Annotated in this window: 18 protein-coding genes; 17 read left to right on the top strand and 1 reads right to left on the bottom strand. The window is 36.7% G+C overall.

Features of this window, described 5'->3' with window-relative positions; translation table 11 throughout:
* The first annotated feature begins 17 nt into the window (after positions 1-17).
* From fabG to NSQ59_RS16745, 16 genes are all read left to right on the top strand, one after another.
* Positions 18-761 carry a 3-oxoacyl-[acyl-carrier-protein] reductase gene (gene fabG, locus NSQ59_RS16820; RefSeq protein ID WP_340832343.1) on the top strand — a complete coding sequence of 248 codons (744 nt, stop codon included), beginning with the start codon at positions 18-20 and terminating at the stop codon, positions 759-761.
* A 245-nt stretch (positions 762-1,006) separates the two neighbouring features.
* On the top strand, positions 1,007-1,240 hold the full coding sequence (locus NSQ59_RS16815) for an acyl carrier protein (RefSeq protein ID WP_055740445.1): 234 nt from the start codon (positions 1,007-1,009) through the stop codon (positions 1,238-1,240).
* 406 nt (positions 1,241-1,646) lie between these two features.
* The gene (gene rnc / locus NSQ59_RS16810; RefSeq protein ID WP_340832342.1) at positions 1,647-2,393 is read left to right on the top strand and encodes a ribonuclease III; all 747 of its coding nucleotides are present in this window, start codon (positions 1,647-1,649) and stop codon (positions 2,391-2,393) included.
* A 56-nt stretch (positions 2,394-2,449) separates the two neighbouring features.
* Entirely contained in the window at positions 2,450-6,028 is a 3,579-nt protein-coding gene (gene smc, locus NSQ59_RS16805; protein ID WP_055740443.1) for a chromosome segregation protein SMC, read from the top strand.
* 338 nt (positions 6,029-6,366) lie between these two features.
* Positions 6,367-7,356, top strand: coding sequence for a signal recognition particle-docking protein FtsY (gene ftsY, locus NSQ59_RS16800; RefSeq protein WP_055740442.1), 990 nt, complete (start codon positions 6,367-6,369; stop codon positions 7,354-7,356).
* A gap of 97 nt (positions 7,357-7,453) precedes the next feature.
* Positions 7,454-7,786 (top strand): putative DNA-binding protein, encoded by a 333-nt coding sequence (locus NSQ59_RS16795; protein ID WP_437177117.1) that lies wholly within the window; start codon positions 7,454-7,456, stop codon positions 7,784-7,786.
* A 12-nt stretch (positions 7,787-7,798) separates the two neighbouring features.
* Positions 7,799-9,139, top strand: coding sequence for a signal recognition particle protein (gene ffh / locus NSQ59_RS16790; RefSeq protein WP_055740440.1), 1,341 nt, complete (start codon positions 7,799-7,801; stop codon positions 9,137-9,139).
* A 174-nt stretch (positions 9,140-9,313) separates the two neighbouring features.
* On the top strand, positions 9,314-9,586 hold the full coding sequence (gene rpsP / locus NSQ59_RS16785; RefSeq protein ID WP_055740439.1) for a 30S ribosomal protein S16: 273 nt from the start codon (positions 9,314-9,316) through the stop codon (positions 9,584-9,586).
* A gap of 14 nt (positions 9,587-9,600) precedes the next feature.
* On the top strand, positions 9,601-9,831 hold the full coding sequence (locus NSQ59_RS16780; RefSeq protein WP_055740438.1) for a KH domain-containing protein: 231 nt from the start codon (positions 9,601-9,603) through the stop codon (positions 9,829-9,831).
* Between the two features lie 246 nt (positions 9,832-10,077).
* A complete protein-coding gene (locus NSQ59_RS16775; protein WP_055740437.1) occupies positions 10,078-10,464 on the top strand; it encodes a YlqD family protein in 387 nt (128 codons plus the stop codon).
* Positions 10,465-10,475: 11 nt separating this feature from the next.
* Positions 10,476-10,988, top strand: a complete 513-nt coding sequence (gene rimM, locus NSQ59_RS16770; protein ID WP_055740436.1) for a ribosome maturation factor RimM — start codon at positions 10,476-10,478, stop codon at positions 10,986-10,988.
* Positions 10,985-11,716, top strand: coding sequence for a tRNA (guanosine(37)-N1)-methyltransferase TrmD (gene trmD, locus NSQ59_RS16765; RefSeq protein ID WP_055740435.1), 732 nt, complete (start codon positions 10,985-10,987; stop codon positions 11,714-11,716). Before rimM ends, trmD begins: the two co-directional genes overlap by 4 nt.
* A gap of 178 nt (positions 11,717-11,894) precedes the next feature.
* Positions 11,895-12,239 carry a 50S ribosomal protein L19 gene (rplS, locus tag NSQ59_RS16760; RefSeq protein WP_340832341.1) on the top strand — a complete coding sequence of 115 codons (345 nt, stop codon included), beginning with the start codon at positions 11,895-11,897 and terminating at the stop codon, positions 12,237-12,239.
* Between the two features lie 445 nt (positions 12,240-12,684).
* Complete coding sequence (gene lepB, locus NSQ59_RS16755) at positions 12,685-13,221, top strand: signal peptidase I (protein WP_055740433.1); 537 nt, start codon at positions 12,685-12,687, stop codon at positions 13,219-13,221.
* A gap of 21 nt (positions 13,222-13,242) precedes the next feature.
* Positions 13,243-14,103, top strand: coding sequence for a ribosome biogenesis GTPase YlqF (ylqF, locus tag NSQ59_RS16750; protein WP_055740432.1), 861 nt, complete (start codon positions 13,243-13,245; stop codon positions 14,101-14,103).
* A 15-nt stretch (positions 14,104-14,118) separates the two neighbouring features.
* Complete coding sequence (locus NSQ59_RS16745; protein ID WP_340832340.1) at positions 14,119-14,886, top strand: ribonuclease HII; 768 nt, start codon at positions 14,119-14,121, stop codon at positions 14,884-14,886.
* Positions 14,887-15,095: 209 nt separating this feature from the next.
* Here NSQ59_RS16745 and NSQ59_RS16740 read toward each other — a convergent pair whose 3' ends face one another.
* Positions 15,096-16,259 carry an iron-containing alcohol dehydrogenase gene (locus NSQ59_RS16740; protein ID WP_340832339.1) on the bottom strand — a complete coding sequence of 388 codons (1,164 nt, stop codon included), beginning with the start codon at positions 16,257-16,259 and terminating at the stop codon, positions 15,096-15,098.
* Between the two features lie 260 nt (positions 16,260-16,519).
* On the opposite strand from NSQ59_RS16740, the gene shc reads away from it, so the two are divergent.
* Positions 16,520-18,403: a squalene--hopene cyclase gene (gene shc / locus NSQ59_RS16735; protein WP_340832338.1), complete on the top strand. Its 1,884-nt coding sequence runs from the start codon at positions 16,520-16,522 to the stop codon at positions 18,401-18,403.
* The last annotated feature ends 12 nt before the right edge of the window (positions 18,404-18,415 follow it).

Genomic DNA, 18,415 nt, shown 5'->3' with positions numbered 1-18,415 from the left:
GAAGGAGGAGAATATACATGAAATTGGAAGGTAAAGTCGCATTAGTTACAGGGTCTTCACGTGGAATTGGCCGTGAAATTGCTATTGAATTTGCAAGAGAAGGGGCAGATGTTGTAGTTAATTATGCCGGCAGTGAAGCGAAAGCAAAGGAAGTAGCCGAGGAAATTCAAGCAATGGGTCGTAATGCAATCATCTATCAATGTAATGTAGCAAATAGTGACGAAGTTCAAAATATGGTGAAGGATACGACCCAACATTTCGGTAAATTGGATATACTCGTGAATAATGCGGGAATTACAAGAGATAATTTGCTAATGAGGATGAAAGATGATGAGTGGGACGATGTTATTAATACGAATTTAAAAAGTGTGTTTTTAACGACAAAGGCTGTTACACGTCAAATGATGAAACAACGTTCCGGTAAAATCATTAATGTTGCATCTATAGTTGCAATAAGCGGAAATCCGGGACAAGCAAATTATGTTGCCGCTAAAGCTGGAGTTATTGGTCTAACTAAGACTACTGCAAAAGAGCTTGCATCAAGGGGAATCACCGCAAATGCTATTGCTCCTGGCTTTATTACAACAGATATGACCGATAAGCTCCCAGAAGATTTGAAAGCGGAAATGTTAAAACAAATTCCATTGGCACGTTTAGGCCAGCCAAAAGAAGTTGCAAAAGTAGCAGTTTTTCTAGCTTCAGATGATTCTAACTATTTAACTGGTCAAACGCTCCATGTAGACGGCGGAATGGTAATGTAATATTGCCTGCAGGAAGCTGATCACAAAGTCGCAGCAACAGAACGTTACGTAAATAGCCTTTTTAGTTTGTGAAAAAAATAGAAGTTTTGTTTAATCCTGTATAAAGAGAAGGAGAAAATTGGGTAAATTAAGAGAAAAACTGTCCCTAAATACCCAATTGGTTCAACTAACCATTTTAAAAATGGAAGTTTCACTTTATTATTAGGACAAAATCCTCTATAATGTCTTGAGGGGAGGTGAACCAAATGTCAGATGTTTTAGAACGTGTTACGAAAATTATTGTAGATCGTCTTGGAGTTGAAGAGTCACAAGTGAAACCAGAAGCTTCTTTCAAGGATGATCTTGGCGCAGATTCCCTAGATGTTGTGGAACTTGTAATGGAACTTGAAGATGAGTTTGATATGGAAATTTCTGACGATGATGCTGAAAAAATTGCAACAGTTGGAGACGCTGTTAAGTACATAGAAAGTCAGCAATAATCGTTCACATTATTACAATGTCCCGTTTATTATAAACGGGGCTTTTCTGTTAGAAAAGTGGAAACGGCTTGCCCATCGACGTACGGACTGTAGGGGCTTCGACGCAAGATTTAGGAAACACGGTGAGGTAGTTCACGAACCGAAGTTGACTTATCGTAGGAAGGAGATCCGGAAGTCCGCTAGTCGATAGCGGTTGTAACTAGACAAGATAGACAAAACTTGTACCGCGAAATCAAATAGCGCATCTAAACAACTTATCAATGTTTGGGGGCGGCATTTGCTTATCGGGATACGGCAGCTTTTTTTGTGAATATCTAAAAAAATCTTGGGCACATTTTGCGCTTCAATGTTTTTTTTTATAAACTTTATATGTAATTTTTTACTTTATTTTAAGGTGGAGAACAAAATGCGTAAGACAAATAGAGAGAAAGAAAAAATTGCAGCGGCACTAATAATAGAAAAATTCAAGCAATTTCAAGAAGGAATCAATATTCATTTTTCAAATACAAAGCTATTAATACAGGCATTCACCCATTCATCCTATGTGAATGAGCACCGAAAAAAAACCCATCAAGATAATGAACGATTGGAATTTTTAGGAGATGCTGTATTAGAACTAACTGTTTCACAGTACCTATATAAGCACTATCCAACTATAAGTGAAGGAAAGTTGACGAAATTAAGGGCGGCTATTGTTTGTGAGCCTTCTCTCGTTACGTTTGCCAATGAATTAAATTTTGGCGAATATATTTTGCTCGGAAAGGGAGAAGAAATGACTGGCGGCCGTACTCGTCCAGCCCTATTAGCAGACGTTTTTGAAGCTTTTATTGGTGCTTTATATCTTGACCAAGGGCTCGAAACGGTAATTCACTTTTTGGAAAGAATCGTTTTTCCGAAAGTGAATGAGGGTGCTTTTTCTCATGTGATGGATTTTAAAAGCCAATTACAAGAATTTGTCCAAAAAGATTCAACTGGTGTACTAGAATATACTGTTCTCGATGAACGAGGTCCCGCTCACAATCGAGAATTTGTTTCTAGAGTTTCATTGAATAACATGGAGCTTGGAATCGGTGTAGGACGATCAAAGAAAGAGGCAGAGCAGCACGCTGCTCAAATTGCCCTCAGCACTTTAAATAAAAATTTGCAAAGCTGAAATTTCCGACGTTATTTATGTAAAAAAAGAATTAGCGCTTAGGGAGGGAGATCCTTTTGTTCCTCAAACGTTTAGATATAGTTGGTTTTAAATCGTTTGCTGAAAGAATTTCTGTTGATTTTGTGAAAGGTGTCACAGCAGTCGTTGGACCAAATGGAAGCGGAAAAAGTAATATTATTGATGCTGTCAGATGGGTATTGGGGGAGCAATCAGCAAAGTCCTTGCGTGGCGGGAAGATGGAGGACGTTATCTTTGCAGGGAGCGATACAAGAAAGTCCCTAAATTTCGCTGAGGTATCTCTTACTTTAGATAATGAAGATCATCAGTTACCGCTTGACTATAACGAAGTAAGTGTAACTAGAAGAGTATACCGATCAGGCGACAGTGAATTTTATATTAATAAACAAAGCTGTCGTTTAAAAGATATTGTTGATCTATTCATGGATTCGGGTCTGGGAAGAGAAGCCTTTTCCATTATCAGTCAGGGGAAGGTCGAGGAAATATTAAACAGTAAGCCAGAAGAACGCCGTACTATTTTTGAAGAAGCTGCAGGTGTACTGAAATACAAAACTCGCAAGAAAAAAGCTGAAACAAAGCTTAATGAAACACAAGAAAATTTAAATAGGGTGAATGATATCCTTCATGAGCTGGAGCACCAAGTTGAACCTTTAAAAATTCAAGCTTCCTTAGCGAGGGATTATTTAGAAAAAAAAGAAGAACTAAAGAACGTAGAAGTTGGGCTTACTGTAAAAGAAATAGAAGCTTTAAACGAAAACTGGGAACATTTAAAGAAACAGCTGGAACAGCACCAGGATCAGGAATTGGCTAGTCTATCAAAACTGCAAAAAGAAGAAGCTAAACTTGCAGAAATGCGGGATCATCTTTCTGCATTGGATGAATCGATTAGTGATTTGCAAAATGTTTTAGTTTCTGCAACAGAGGAATTGGAAAAATTAGAAGGACGTAAAGAAGTTTTAAAGGAAAGAAAGAAAAACGCAAACCATAATAAAGATCAATTACAGAGAAATATTATGGAATCTGCCGATAAATTAAAAAAATTAGAAGAACAAAAACAAATTCTAAAAGCAGAATATGATAGAAATGTCGCAGAGGCTTCCCTTTTAAAAGCAAGTTTGAAAGAAAAAAATGACCAATTGAACAAATTTAATATTAATTTGGATGAAGTGATTGAGTCATTAAAAGGCGATTATATTGAATTGTTAAATGAACAGGCTTCGGGGAAAAACGAACTAAATCTCTTAGGACAGCAATTACAGGTTCAGTCTTCCAAAAAGAATAAGTTAGATGAGGATAATAAAAAGTATATAGAACAGCGAAAAATTATTTTGGAAGAAAAGCAGAATGTAGAGAAACAGCTTAATGAGGTAGCCGAGGAATTAGATGCTCATATTCACAAATTCCGAGATAAGCAAAAAAAGCTGGAGAATCTTAAAAATCAATATGAAAAACAAGAGTCTACGCTTTATCAGGCTTATCAATATTTACAAAAAGCAAAATCCAGAAAAGAAACATTAGAAGAAATGGAAGAGGACTATACTGGCTTCTTCCAAGGTGTAAGAGAGGTCCTAAAAGCAAAGGGCACTGTTCTTGGAGGAATTGAAGGAGCAGTTGCTGAACTTATTCAAGTCCCTAAAGGCTATGAATCTGCAATGGACACAGCACTGGGAGGTGCGATGCAGCACATTGTTGTGCTAACAGAAGAGAATGGCCGTAATGCCATTCAATATTTAAAGAAAAATCGATATGGGCGCGCAACTTTTCTGCCGTTGAATGTTATTAAAGGTAAATCCATTCCTTTTGCTCAATTGGAACTAATTAGCGGTGATCCCTCCTTTGTTGGAGTAGCTGCTGAGCTTATTCAGGTGGATGCAAAATATCAATCTATCATCTCAAATCTACTTGGAAATGTTGTGATAACAAAGGATTTGCAAGGTGCAAACAGAATAGCAAAGCTCCTTCAGTATCGATATCGCTTGGTAACACTAGATGGTGATGTGGTAAATCCAGGAGGGTCGATGACAGGTGGTACACTTAAACAGTCTAGCAACTCCTTAATCTCTCGAAAAGGGGAACTGGAGGAATTAAAAGAGAAGCTTATTTCCATGGAAGAAAAAACGTCACAGCTTGAGAACCTTGTTAAAACGATAAAACAAGATGTTGCACAGGAAGAAAATTCATTAGAAGAAATGAGAAAACATGGTGAGCAACTTCGTTTTAAGGAGCAAGAATGGAAAGCAGAGCTAAGGCAAATTGAAATGGCCGAAAAAAATATGAATGAACGGTTAATGATATATGATATGGAAAAGGCGGAAAGTCTAACCACATCAGAATCTGTTACGGCAAGAATTCAGGAGCTGGAAGAACAGCTGAAAAGTGTCGCAGAAAAAATAACGGGTTTGGAAACGGAAATCGAGGAACTGACAAGGAAGAAAAATAACGATATTTCATCAAAGGATGAAGTATTAAATGAAATCAGTGACCTTAAGTCAAAGCTTGCAGTAAAGAATGAACAGCTTGTAACGAGCCGGGAAAATCTTGAAAGAATTCAAGGTGAATATGAGGAAACATTAAAGAAACATACCCAATTTACTGATGAATTAAATTGGATTGAAAATGAAATGTCCAATAATCATTCTGGTGAAGAGGAAATATCTGTTGCTGCCGAAAAGAAAAGGATGGACAAGCTAGAAACAACGAACTTAATCTCTATGAGAAGAGAGGAACGAGTCCAGCTCCAAACAAAACTGGAGGATATGGAATTAAATCTGAAAGAATTAAATCGCCAGCATAAAGGGATAGTCGAGGTTTTAAAAGACGAAGAAGTAAAGATAAATCGTTTAGATGTTGATTTAGAAAATCGTCTCGCACGTCTTCGAGAAGAATATTTATTAAGTTTTGAAGCTGCCAAACAGGACTTTCCACTTGATATCTCACTAGAAGATGCAAGAAAAAAGGTTAAACTGATTAAACTTGCAATTGAAGAGCTTGGTACCGTTAATATCGGTGCTATCGAAGAATATGACAGAGTATCTGAGCGCTATGAATTTCTGAAAGAACAACAAACAGATTTGTTAGATGCAAAGGAAACTCTATTCCAAGTGATAGATGAAATGGACGAGGAAATGAAACGGCGATTTGAAGAAACGTTTGCAGCAATCCGTCTGCATTTTGAGCCTACATTCCAAGCCCTTTTCGGTGGGGGACGTGCAGAGCTGAAGCTTACAGAACCGAATGATTTATTAAATACCGGTGTGGATATTGTGGCACAACCTCCAGGCAAAAAACTGCAAAATCTTGGTTTATTATCTGGTGGAGAAAGAGCTTTAACCGCAATTGCTTTATTATTCTCAATACTAAAAGTTCGCCCAGTACCATTTTGTATTCTTGATGAAGTTGAGGCAGCTCTAGACGAGGCAAATGTATTTCGTTTTAGTAAATATTTGAAAAAGTTTAGCGAAGAAACACAATTTATCGTCATTACCCATCGTAAAGGCACGATGGAGGAAGCAGATGTTTTATATGGAATTACAATGCAAGAGTCAGGTGTATCGAAACTAGTATCCGTTCGGTTAGAGGATACCAATGAGCTTGTAGGCCCTGCTATGTCTGTTTAGAACAAATCCTTAAGTCGATAAGAGTTGAAGCTAGACATAGACAATTTTCCAAAAAAGTTTTCCAGAGGGTTAAATTTTATAATTTCTTAAACAAAGAATAAGGTGCCCCTAACGAAATTAGATAACCGGGGCACTTTTTTTAAGAACGACACGGGAAGAAGTAAGCGGAAAATATGGATGATTATTCATGAATAATTTGTTAGAATATATAATACTTTGTAGGGATTTGTACTTGTATATTTGACTCTCGTTCATATTGCTTTATGCGTACACATGTACGAGATTAGGGTATAAATCAATAATTAATTATAATCTCACAATATGAAGGAGTGAGTCTGTTGAGTTTTTTTCAAAAGTTAAAGGACAAGTTTTCAAAGTCTACTGATAATGTTACAGAGAAATTTAAGGATGGTTTATCCAAAACAAGAAATAATTTCGCGAATAAGGTAAATGATCTAGTTGCGCGATATCGAAAAGTAGATGAAGATTTTTTTGAAGAGCTTGAAGAAATCTTAATCCAAGCAGATGTTGGTTTTAACACGGTGATGGAATTAATCGATGAATTAAAGATGGAGGTAAAAAGAAAGAATATTTCAGATCCGACAGAGGTTCAATCGGCTATTTCCGAAAAACTTGTTGAAATTTATCAAAGTGGCGAAAAAACTACTGGTCACATAAACATACAGGAAGATAGTCTTACTGTTATTCTTTTTGTTGGTGTCAACGGAGTAGGAAAGACTACAACAATAGGAAAACTTGCCCATATGTATAAACAGCAAGGAAAAAATGTTATTTTAGCGGCAGGGGATACGTTTCGAGCAGGAGCAATTGATCAGCTGGAGGTTTGGGGAAACCGTGTAGGCGTTGATGTGGTAAAACATAGCGAAGGATCCGATCCTGCAGCTGTAATGTTTGATGCCATTCAATCTGCACGTGCAAAGAGTGCAGATATATTATTATGTGATACGGCAGGACGTCTGCAAAATAAAGTAAATTTAATGAACGAGCTAGAAAAAGTAAAACGTGTGATTGAAAGGGAAATCCCTGGAGCACCACATGAAGTGTTGCTTGTATTAGATGCAACTACTGGACAAAACGCACTGCTCCAGGCAAAAACTTTTAAAGAAGTTACGAATGTATCCGGAATTGTGTTAACGAAATTGGATGGAACAGCAAAAGGCGGTATTGTTCTTGCTATCCGCAATGAATTAAATATTCCGGTTAAATTTGTGGGTCTTGGTGAAAAAATGGATGACTTACAAGCGTTTGATCCTGAAAAATATGTGTATGGTCTATTTTCTACAATTATCGAAAAAGAGGCAGAATAAATTAGCTGAATTGTATGTAAAGGTTTTATCTTGACAAACCCAAGGAAATTGTGTATTCTTCATATGTAAAGCTTTTTCACTTAACAAGGGGAGGATAATCATGCTTGAAAAAACGACAAGAATGAATTACTTGTTTGATTTTTATCAATCGTTGTTAACTCCAAAGCAGCGAAGCTATATGTCCTTCTACTATTTAGATGATTTTTCCCTTGGTGAAATTGCCGAAGAATTTGAGGTTAGCCGGCAAGCGGTTTTCGATAATATCAAACGTACTGAAAACATGCTCGAGGAATATGAAGAGAAGCTATTATTATTCCAAAAGTTCAAAGAGCGCACGAAAATTTTAAATGCTTTAAGAGATAATCTTGGAACAGATGAATTATCAATGAAAATATTACCTTTTATTGATGCGCTAGAGAAATTAGATTAGGAGGCGGCATATATGGCATTTGAAGGATTAGCCGACCGACTGCAGAATACGATACAGAAAATACGCGGCAAGGGAAAAGTTTCGGAAAGCGATGTAAAGGAAATGATGCGTGAAGTACGTCTTGCATTATTAGAGGCGGACGTAAACTTCAAAGTAGTAAAAGAATTTATAAAAAAAGTAAGTGAACGTGCTGTTGGTCAAGAGGTAATGAAAAGCTTAACTCCTGGTCAACAAGTAATTAAGGTTGTTAAGGAAGAGTTAACGAACCTAATGGGCGGAGAACAAAGCCAAATAGCTGTTTCCAAGCGCCCTCCAACCGTAATTATGATGGTTGGTTTACAAGGTGCCGGTAAAACAACCACCACTGGTAAGCTTGCGAATTTATTAAGAAAAAAGCATAATCGTAATCCTTTACTTGTAGCAGCTGACATTTATCGACCTGCAGCTATCAAACAATTAGAGACACTAGGAAAGCAATTAAGCATGCCTGTGTTTTCTCTTGGCGATCAAGTTAGCCCCGTAGAAATTGCAAGGCAGGCGATTGAAAAAGCAAAAGCTGATCATCATGATTATGTACTAATTGATACAGCCGGCCGTCTGCATATTGATGGCGAGCTAATGAATGAGCTGAAGGAAATTAAAGAATTGGCAAGTCCTGAGGAAATCTTTCTAGTTGTAGATGCTATGACTGGACAAGATGCTGTAAATGTTGCCGAAAGCTTTAATGAGCAATTAGGTATTACAGGAGTCGTCTTAACAAAATTAGACGGTGACACTCGTGGTGGTGCAGCCCTATCTATTCGCTCCGTAACCGGTAAACCGATTAAATTTGTCGGTATGGGGGAAAAGTTAGATGCATTAGAAGCATTTCATCCTGAAAGAATGGCTTCCAGAATACTTGGAATGGGCGATGTCTTGACTTTAATTGAAAAAGCTCAGGCAAATGTTGATGAAGAAAAGGCAAAAGAACTGGAGCAAAAAATGCGAACTGCTTCTTTTACCTTTGATGATTTCCTAGATCAGCTTAGCCAAGTCAGAAAAATGGGTCCATTGGATGAGCTTTTAAAAATGATGCCTGGAGCGAATAAAATTAAAGGATTGAATAATATTCAAATTGATGATAAGCAGATCAGTCATGTAGAAGCCATCATTAAATCCATGACAAAAGCGGAAAAAATCAATCCTGAAATTATTAATTCCGGTCGCAGGAAACGGATTGCAAAAGGAAGCGGAAGAACTGTTCAAGAGGTAAACCGACTACTCAAGCAATTTGAAGAAATGAAAAAAATGATGAAACAAATGACAAGTATGCAAAAAGGGAAAAAGAAAGGCTTCAAATTCCCATTTATGTAAGCTGAATGATAGTAATAAGGCAACTAAGGCAATGCTGTCATTTGATTATTTGGCTAGCAATGTGTAAGTTCCTTTTACCAATATACAAAAAGTGTTAAGAAAAAACACTTTACAAACAAATTACTTTTTTGATATTATACTATCTTGTGTAAAACTATTCGGAGGTGCTTTTAAATGGCAGTAAAAATTCGTTTAAAACGTATGGGAGCAAAAAAATCTCCTTTCTATCGTATTGTAGTTGCAGATTCTCGTTCACCACGTGATGGACGTTTCATCGAAACAGTTGGTACTTACAATCCAGTTGCTCAACCAGCAGAAGTGAAAATTGATGAAGAATTAGCGCTTAAATGGTTACAAAATGGTGCAAAACCATCTGATACAGTACGCAACTTATTCTCAAAACAAGGCATCATGGAAAAATTCCACAACGTAAAATACAGTAAGTAATTGTGTGAATCACTATGAAGGATTTGATTATTCAAATTGTGAAGCCCTTAGTCGACCATCCGGATGCTGTTCGGGTTGAAATGGTCGAGGAGCCCAGTCAAATAACGTATAATCTTTCTGTTCATCAGGAGGATATCGGTAAAGTGATTGGGAAGAAGGGCCGTGTTGCAAAAGCAATACGAACTGTTGTCTATGCCGGTGCTGGTTTACAACAACATAAGAGAATTTATTTGGAAATTGGTTAATAACGATAAGTTTATTTTTCAATCCAAATAATTTTACACCAAGTGAAATGAATAAGAAAATCATCAAAAGAAGGGAGGAGAATATTGCCTCCCTTTTTCCATATCAAAAAATAGAATCCGCGTCGCCAACGGCCGCTTGCGCTGGACAGATTCTATACTTGTTAAAAATATATTCTTTCATATTTTTTATAAACTCTCTGCAAAATAAATGAACATCAAAAAGCCTACTAAATATGGGGGTAAATGATGAAAATATTACAGTCCGTAATTGTAAAGCAAGTGTTGACAGATAATAGTAAAGAAAAATTACTGCATTCCTATGAAGAGCAAAAGTTAATATTTCAAAAAGAGTGTGATCAGCTTCGATTTGAACTTAAGAAACTGGAAAAAACAAAAAAGTTTCCTCCGGCAAGTTTAAAAAGTCATTTTGAAAAGGAAATTAATATTAGACAGGAAAAAGTAAAATTAATTGATTTTCAAATAGAGCAACTAGAAATCCTTCCATTGGGTAGTGAATTAACGGAACAGAGTATTCAATCTATTGTCGAAATAAAAGTTGGTGACGATTGGAATAAACTATCTAGTGAGAGAATGATTATTGTGAAAGATGGAATCATTACAGAAATACGTTAGAGGTGAAATAAATGTGGTTTAATGTAGGTAAAATCGTTAATACACACGGTTTGAATGGTGAAGTTCGTGTGATATCAATAACGGATTTTAAAGAGGAACGATTTAAAATTGGAAGCATTCTATATCTATTTATCACGGAACAATCAAAACCTATTGAGTTAGTTGTGAAAAGCCACCGTATACATAAAAATTTTGATTTACTTACCTTTGAAGGGTATACCAATATTAATGAAGTGGAAAAATGGAAAAATGGTATTTTAAAGGTGTCAAAAGAACAATTAGGGAAGCTGGATGAAGGGGAATTTTACTTTCACGAGATTGTTGGCTGTCAAGTATTGACAACTTCTAATGAATTAGTAGGAGTTGTGAAGGAAATACTTACCCCGGGTGCTAATGATGTTTGGGTAGTAAAAGGGGAAAAAGGAAAGGAATATTTAATTCCTTATATTGAACCGATTGTGAAACACATTAATGTCCAGGAAAAACGAATTATTATTGAACCAATGGAAGGATTACTATCATGAAAATTGATATATTAACCTTGTTTCCTGAAATGTTTACAGGGGTTCTCGGCACATCAATTTTAAAGAAAGCAAAGGAAAAGGATATAGTCGAATACAATATCGTTAACTATCGGGAATTTGCTGATAATAAGCATCAAACTGTAGATGATTATCCATATGGCGGCGGCGCCGGAATGGTATTAAAGCCACAGCCAATATTTGACGCAGTGGAAAGCCTAAAGCAAGGGGAAAGTAAACCAAGAATAATTTTACTTTGTCCACAAGGGGAAACTTTCAATCAATCAAAAGCAGAAGAATTGTCTCAGGAAGACCACCTAATTTTTATCTGCGGCCATTATGAAGGATATGACGAAAGAATAAGGGAATTTGCTGTAACAGATGAAGTTTCTATCGGTGACTTTGTATTAACTGGTGGAGAACTTGGAGCTATGGTAATGGTAGACAGTATCGTTCGTCTATTACCAGGTGTATTGGGAAATGAAGATTCACCTGTTCTGGATTCCTTTTCAACAGGTTTATTGGAACATCCACATTACACTAGGCCGGCAGATTTCAATGGAATGAAAGTACCAGATATTCTTCTTTCCGGAGATCATCGGAAAATAGAAGAGTGGAGAGAAAAAGAATCATTAAGAAGAACCTTTTTACGAAGGCCAGATCTATTAGAAGGATACCAATTAACAGAAAAACAAAGAAAATGGATCATGGAATGGGAAAATGAGAAGTAGATAGAAAATCTTATTGTTACCAAAGTCAAAGCAGTGTTACAGCATATCCACATTTCTTATTGCATAATAAATACCGATATGTTAAGATTAATTTGTGATTTGAGGCAAATCACGCTATAACGATGTTCCGCTACAATGAGTGATATGTAAGAGCATCTGTTGGAAGGAGTTGAAAACGATGCACAATATTATTGAAGAAATTACAAAAGATCAACTTCGCAGTGATATTCCTGCTTTCCGTCCTGGAGATATAGTACGTGTTCATGTTAAGGTTATCGAGGGTACTCGTGAACGTGTACAGTTATTTGAAGGTGTTGTTATCAAACGCCGCGGTGGTGGAATCAGTGAAACTTTCACAGTTCGTAAAGTATCTTATGGTGTAGGTGTTGAGCGTACATTCCCTTTACACACTCCTAAGATTGCGAATTTAGAAGTAGTGCGTCGCGGTAAAGTTCGTCGTGCGAAACTTTACTATCTACGTAATTTACGTGGTAAAGCCGCTCGTATTAAAGAAATCCGCTAATTGTAAGTGTAGGTGGCTTTTGGTAGAAGTAATTCTACTATCGTTATCATACTTATCAATGAAAAACGTTTTGAAAAGGGGCTTGGAAACAAGCCCCTTTTCGTTCATATAAATCCATATGGTAAACTTGTATAAAGCAGATTAATTCAATGAAAAAATGGATATAAAATAAAAGGAGTTCCCCTTTTAAGAAGGAATTAGTTTTTTCATATGAATTATTTCATGAGTTTAGTCTTTGGCTAGCGAAGCAGCTAGCGGCGGATTTCTGCGTCTCTTCCCTATGATAAGTTAACATCAGCTCTTTTACTACATAGCTGTGATTCCTTTATCTCATTCGAAGACTACAGGTGAAATTTGCACTTCAAAATTCACTTATCCGTACGCCAAAGCTGCGGAGCTAACGCTTTTCTTAGTAATCTAAAGAAAAAATCTGGGTGGTGGAGATATGGCAAAACGTAAAAATGAATTATGGGAGTGGACAAAAGCCCTCCTCATTGCAGTAGGACTTGCAGTAATTATTCGTTATTTTTTATTTGCACCAATTGTGGTAGATGGATTATCCATGATGCCTACTTTACATAATGGGGACCGAATGATTGTCAATAAGTTAGGAAAACCAAATCGGTTCGACATTGTTGTTTTTCATGCCCCAGAAAAAAAGGATTACATAAAAAGAGTTATCGGCCTGCCAGGTGATAGAATCGAGTACAAGAATGATGTATTATACATAAACGGAAAAGCATATAAGGAACCTTATTTAGATAAATATAAAAAAATTACACAAGGACCATTGACAGAGGATTTCACTCTAAAGGATTTAATTGGACGTGATACTGTACCAAAAGGTGAGATTTTTGTAATGGGAGATAATCGTAGACAAAGTAAGGATAGCAGAATTATTGGCCCAGTACCTTTATCAAAGGTAATAGGTGATACAAAATTAATATACTGGCCGATGAAGGATATCCATATAGTAAAATAAATGTTTTTGGAGTTGAGTTACATGACCATTCAATGGTTCCCTGGTCATATGGCAAAGGCGCGCAGGGAAGTATCTGAAAAGTTAAAACTGGTTGATATCGTTTTTGAATTAGTAGATGCAAGAATTCCCGTTTCTTCAGGAAATCCTATGCTTGATGAAATTGTCCAACAAAAACCAAGGTTAATTTTATTGAATAAAGCAGATATGGCAGATTCTGATAGGACGAAACAATGGATACAATACTATGCTGATAAAGGACAAAAAGCATTAGCTATAAACTCTCAAGCAGGCAACGGGATGAATGATATTGTGAAAGGTGCCCAAGAGTTGCTAAAGCCTAAGTTTGACAGGATGAAATCAAGGGGAATGAAGCCAAGAGCTATTCGGGCAATGATTATTGGTATCCCAAATGTAGGTAAATCCACATTGATAAATAGACTTGCGGGAAAAAATATTGCAAAAACCGGCAATACTCCCGGTGTGACAAAATCACAGCAATGGATTAAAGTAGGTAAACAATTAGAATTGCTTGATACGCCAGGAATTTTATGGCCAAAATTTGAGGATGAAATTGTCGGATATAAATTAGCATTAACCGGAGCGATTAAGGATACGATACTCAACTTACAGGATATTGCTGTATTTGGACTGCGTTTTTTAGAGGAGCATTATCCAAACCAATTAAAAGAGCGTTATCAGTTTGAGAATTTACCGGAAGAAATTGTAGACAAGTTCAATCATATAGGCCGATTAAGAGGTTGTCTTATGTCGGGTGGAGAAATCGATTATGATAAGACAGCAGAAACGATTATTCGAGATTTGCGATCATTAAAAATTGGAAGATTAACTTTTGATTTTCCCGATGAGTCAGATCAATCCTAAATGGTGAGGAAGGACATGGAAACTTATACAATCAAAGAAATTGCGGTCGAATTGGAACAAGTAAACAGCTTAAACGATCCATTTCTAAGAAAAATAAAAAAAGATGAACGTAAAGGCGTACAAAGCCTAATGAAAAAAAAGATTGAAGCATTAAAAAAGGCAGAAATAGAAAGACAACATTTCATTGAAATGATGAAATATGAGCGGGATTTGAAGGCAGAGGGCTTTAATTTAATTGCTGGGATTGATGAAGTTGGCCGTGGACCATTAGCTGGCCCAGTAATTGCTGCGGCTGTCATACTACCGGACGCATTTTATTTACCTGGTATAAACGATTCTAAGCAATTAACAGAACAAAAACGGGAAGAATACTATGAGATTATTATGAAGGAAGCAGTTTCCGTCGGAATTGGTATTATTACTGCAGGTGAAATTGATCAAATCAATATCTATGAGGCGACCAAGAAGGCAATGAACCTTGCCATCAATAATTCTAGCACATTTCCTGACTACTGTATAATTGATGCAATGAAATTAACTTTACCAATACCGCAGACTTCTATCGTAAAAGGGGATGCAAAAAGTGTTTCCATAGCTGCAGCATCCATCGTTGCTAAAGTAACACGTGATAGAATGATGAAGGAGTACAGTAATCAGTACCCATATTACCATTTTGAAAAGAATATGGGATATGGAACAAAGGAACATCTTGTATCGCTAAATACATATGGACCTTGTCCTATCCATCGTAAAACGTTTGCACCGATAAAAGATATGATATAAAAAACTCAACCTGCTATGGTTGAGCTTTTTTTATTCATTAAATGTAATGGATTATATAATGAGTTTACTCAATGTCTAGCTCCATCGCCAATCGGCTAGCGGATTTCTACGTCTTCTCCCTAAGATAAGCGGGTATCGACTCTTCCCTCGCCCTGATTCTTTTGGTATCAATCGAAGACTACAAAATCCGCGGGCCGCTTTCGCTTTTCTTATAAAGAAGCACGATAAATAGCTAGAACATCATCTCGATTTAATTTTGTGAAAGTACCGAACTCACCATTAGCCATTGCACGATCCGCCATTATTTCTAATTTGCTGTCGTCAATATCATAGTCCGCTAAGCGAGAAGGTGCACCGATACTGTTCCAGAAATCACGGAGTTTTTCGAATCCTTCAAGTCCAACCTCTTCATCTGTTTTTCCATCCGGATTTACGTTAAATACACGGACAGCTAGCTGTTTGAAGCGGGAAGGCTTAACATGTAAATTATGTTTCATCCAGTTAGGGAAAATTATTGCTAATCCACCCCCATGTGGAATATCATAGACTGCTGAAACAGCATGCTCAAGATTATGGGTAGCCCAATCTCCGCGGTAACCCATATTTAACATACCGTTTAACGCCATTGTTCCACAGTAAAGGACGGTAGCACGGTACTCGTAACTCTCTAGATCATTTAAAAGCTTAGGAGCTGTTTCCATTACCGTTTTTAATAATCCTTCACACATACGATCTTGAAATTCGGTATTTTCTGTTAGATGAAAATAATGCTCCAATACATGCGACATCATATCTACCATGCCATAAACAGTTTGATCCCTAGGAACAGTATATGTATTTACAGGATCCAAAATAGAAAACTTAGGGAATGTTACAGGGCTGCCCCAACCATACTTTTCATTTGTTTCCCAATTGGTAATAACAGATCCTGAATTCATTTCAGAGCCTGTGGCTGCAAGGGTAAGGACAGTTCCAAAAGGGAGGGCTTCTTTCGCGAACGCTTTTTTAATGACGATATCCCAAGCATCTCCATCATATTTAGATGCAGCAGCAATCAGCTTAGTACAGTCAATCACACTGCCGCCTCCAACAGCTAGTATAAAGTCAACGTTTTCCTTTTTACAAATATCTACCCCTTTACGAACAGTTGATACACGTGGATTCGGTTCCACACCGGAAAGTTCAAAAACGGTAGCATTTATTTCGTTTAATTGATTTATAACCTTCTCATATAAGCCGCTTCTTTTAATACTTCCGCCACCATATACAAGTAACACTTTTTTTCCAAACGGAGGAATTTCTGTTTTTAACTGCTCAAGCTGATCTTTACCAAAGATTAATTTAGTCGGATTTAAAAATGTAAAGTTATCCATTTTCGTTCAGCCTCCTTCAGTATGTATTATGATTGAAAAAAAATGAAAAAGCAAAAATGCTGCCCGCCTGCATTCAGTATAAAAAATTTAACTACTTACTTTTATATTACGGAATATTAGCGAAGTAAATAAGTTTACCAATATTCATATACTTTACATGAGAACGGATTCCCATGTAAGTTTTTATGCAATTAATAACCATACTCCTTTCATAAAAATAATATGAATATGACAAAAGTCTAATAAAGGAGCGAACTCACATGGCATTAAAACAACAGGTTTTAAATGAAATAAAACGGTTAACAGAAAAGCTTCAAACAGAACAATTACCCGATGGATCCTGGGATTATCCGTTTGAAACAGGCATCAAAACAGATTCTTATATGATTATTCTTCTAAGAATGTTAGAGTTTGACGATGAGGAATTAATTAAAAATCTTGTTTGGCGGATTTTAAGCAAACAGGAGGTAGATGGCTCATGGAAGCTTTTTTATGACGAAAAGACTGGAAATCTTACAACGACAATTGAGGCTATTTATGCGCTAAGATATTCCGGATATGTATCAAATGAAGACTACCGAATGGAAGAGGCAAAGCGATTTATATTGAAGAATGGCGGTTTGGAAAATTCTCAAATGTTCACTCAAATTTTGTTATCTTTAGGTGGGCAAATAAATTGGCCTAATCAATTTCCTATTCCTGTTAAGGCGGTGCTATTGCCCAATAAATTTCCTATAAATTTTTATGATATTTCGGTTTTTGGAAGGGCAAATATTGCACCTATTTTAATACTTAGTGATGCAAAATTTTCAATGAAAACAGATCAAAGTCCGGATCTCTCTGATCTTTTTGCAGAAAGAGCATTAAATAACTTGAAAATACGACAACCTGCAGAATTTCGTTCCTTACTGGACTACATAAAAAAGGGGGTGGATAGTTTAGTAGGATTGAAGGAGGATATTCATGAAAAGGCTTTAAAACAACTAGAAAACTATATCATTAATAGAATTGAACCCGATGGGACATTTTGCAGTTATTTTAGTGCTACCTTTTTAATGATATTTGCCCTTATGGCCAGAGGTAAATCGAAAGCGGATCAAATCATTGTAAGAGCGGTAAATGGCCTAAAATCAATGATTTGTGAAATTGATGGGCATCATCACTGCCAATATACAACTGCAAATGTTTGGAATACGACCTTAATTAGCTATGTACTTCAGGAGGCGGGAGTTTCCAAAAATACAAATACTATTCAGAAAGCTAATCAATATCTTTTGTCCAGACAACATCATAAATACGGAGATTGGTATATTCATAATCGGCATGCTAAACCAGGGGGATGGGGTTTTTCGAATATTAACACGATTAATCCCGATGTAGATGATACGACAGCTGCTTTAAGGGCTATTCGTAGACAATCAGTTCAAGATAATCGATATCGAAACGTCTGGAATCGTGGTATCCAATGGGTAATGTCGATGCAAAATGATGATGGTGGCTGGCCCGCATTTGAACGAAATATTGATAACCCGCTTTTAACCATTTTACCCGGTGGAGAGGATTTGTTATTGGATGAATCGTCAACAGATCTAACAGGTAGAACGATAGAATTTTTGGGAAACTATACTAATTTAAACAAAAGCAATCCAAATATCAAAAAAGGGATAAAGTGGTTATGGAAAAATCAGGAGGAGGATGGCTCCTGGAATAGCAGATGGGGAATATGTTATATATATGGGACTTGGGCGGCGCTAACTGGCATGCGTGCTGCAGGTGTGGAGGCAGAGCATCCATCTATTCAAAAAGCCGTCAGCTGGCTATACAAAATTCAAAATGAAGATGGCGGCTGGGGCGAATCTTGTAACAGTGATATTATGGAGGAATATGTTCCGTTAGGCTTAAGTACATTAACCCATACTGCTTGGGCTTTGGATGCACTTATTGCTGTTTCAGATAAGATTACGCCACAAATCCAAAAAGGAATAAACTTTCTATGTGAAAATGCCGATACAAATAATTGGAGGACTTCCTATCCAATGGGACAAGGAGCATCTGGATTATTTTATATACATTATCATAGCTATAACTATATATGGCCGTTACTGGCATATTCACATTTCATTCATAAATATTACAAACATTAATAGATAAAGAGG

Source organism: Margalitia sp. FSL K6-0131 (assembly GCF_038008735.1).
Taxonomy (GTDB): Bacteria; Bacillota; Bacilli; order Bacillales; family Bacillaceae_C; genus Margalitia; species Margalitia shackletonii.
Note: the sequence above shows the minus strand (reverse complement) of the source record. Positions and strands in the feature narration are given on the sequence as shown.

Excerpts from the sequence above, each read along its gene's own strand:
- fabG (WP_340832343.1), top strand. The coding sequence starts at position 18 with ATGAAATTGGAAGGTAAAGTCGCATTAGTTACAGGGTCTTCACGTGGA.
- shc (WP_340832338.1), top strand. The coding sequence starts at position 16,520 with ATGGCATTAAAACAACAGGTTTTAAATGAAATAAAACGGTTAACAGAA.
- lepB (WP_055740433.1), top strand. The coding sequence starts at position 12,685 with ATGGCAAAACGTAAAAATGAATTATGGGAGTGGACAAAAGCCCTCCTC.
- ffh (WP_055740440.1), top strand. The coding sequence starts at position 7,799 with ATGGCATTTGAAGGATTAGCCGACCGACTGCAGAATACGATACAGAAA.
- trmD (WP_055740435.1), top strand. The coding sequence starts at position 10,985 with ATGAAAATTGATATATTAACCTTGTTTCCTGAAATGTTTACAGGGGTT.
- NSQ59_RS16740 (WP_340832339.1), bottom strand. The coding sequence starts at position 16,259 with ATGGATAACTTTACATTTTTAAATCCGACTAAATTAATCTTTGGTAAA.
- NSQ59_RS16815 (WP_055740445.1), top strand. The coding sequence starts at position 1,007 with ATGTCAGATGTTTTAGAACGTGTTACGAAAATTATTGTAGATCGTCTT.
- ylqF (WP_055740432.1), top strand. The coding sequence starts at position 13,243 with ATGACCATTCAATGGTTCCCTGGTCATATGGCAAAGGCGCGCAGGGAA.
- NSQ59_RS16780 (WP_055740438.1), top strand. The coding sequence starts at position 9,601 with ATGAAGGATTTGATTATTCAAATTGTGAAGCCCTTAGTCGACCATCCG.
- NSQ59_RS16775 (WP_055740437.1), top strand. The coding sequence starts at position 10,078 with ATGAAAATATTACAGTCCGTAATTGTAAAGCAAGTGTTGACAGATAAT.
- rnc (WP_340832342.1), top strand. The coding sequence starts at position 1,647 with ATGCGTAAGACAAATAGAGAGAAAGAAAAAATTGCAGCGGCACTAATA.
- rpsP (WP_055740439.1), top strand. The coding sequence starts at position 9,314 with ATGGCAGTAAAAATTCGTTTAAAACGTATGGGAGCAAAAAAATCTCCT.
- NSQ59_RS16745 (WP_340832340.1), top strand. The coding sequence starts at position 14,119 with ATGGAAACTTATACAATCAAAGAAATTGCGGTCGAATTGGAACAAGTA.
- rplS (WP_340832341.1), top strand. The coding sequence starts at position 11,895 with ATGCACAATATTATTGAAGAAATTACAAAAGATCAACTTCGCAGTGAT.
- rimM (WP_055740436.1), top strand. The coding sequence starts at position 10,476 with ATGTGGTTTAATGTAGGTAAAATCGTTAATACACACGGTTTGAATGGT.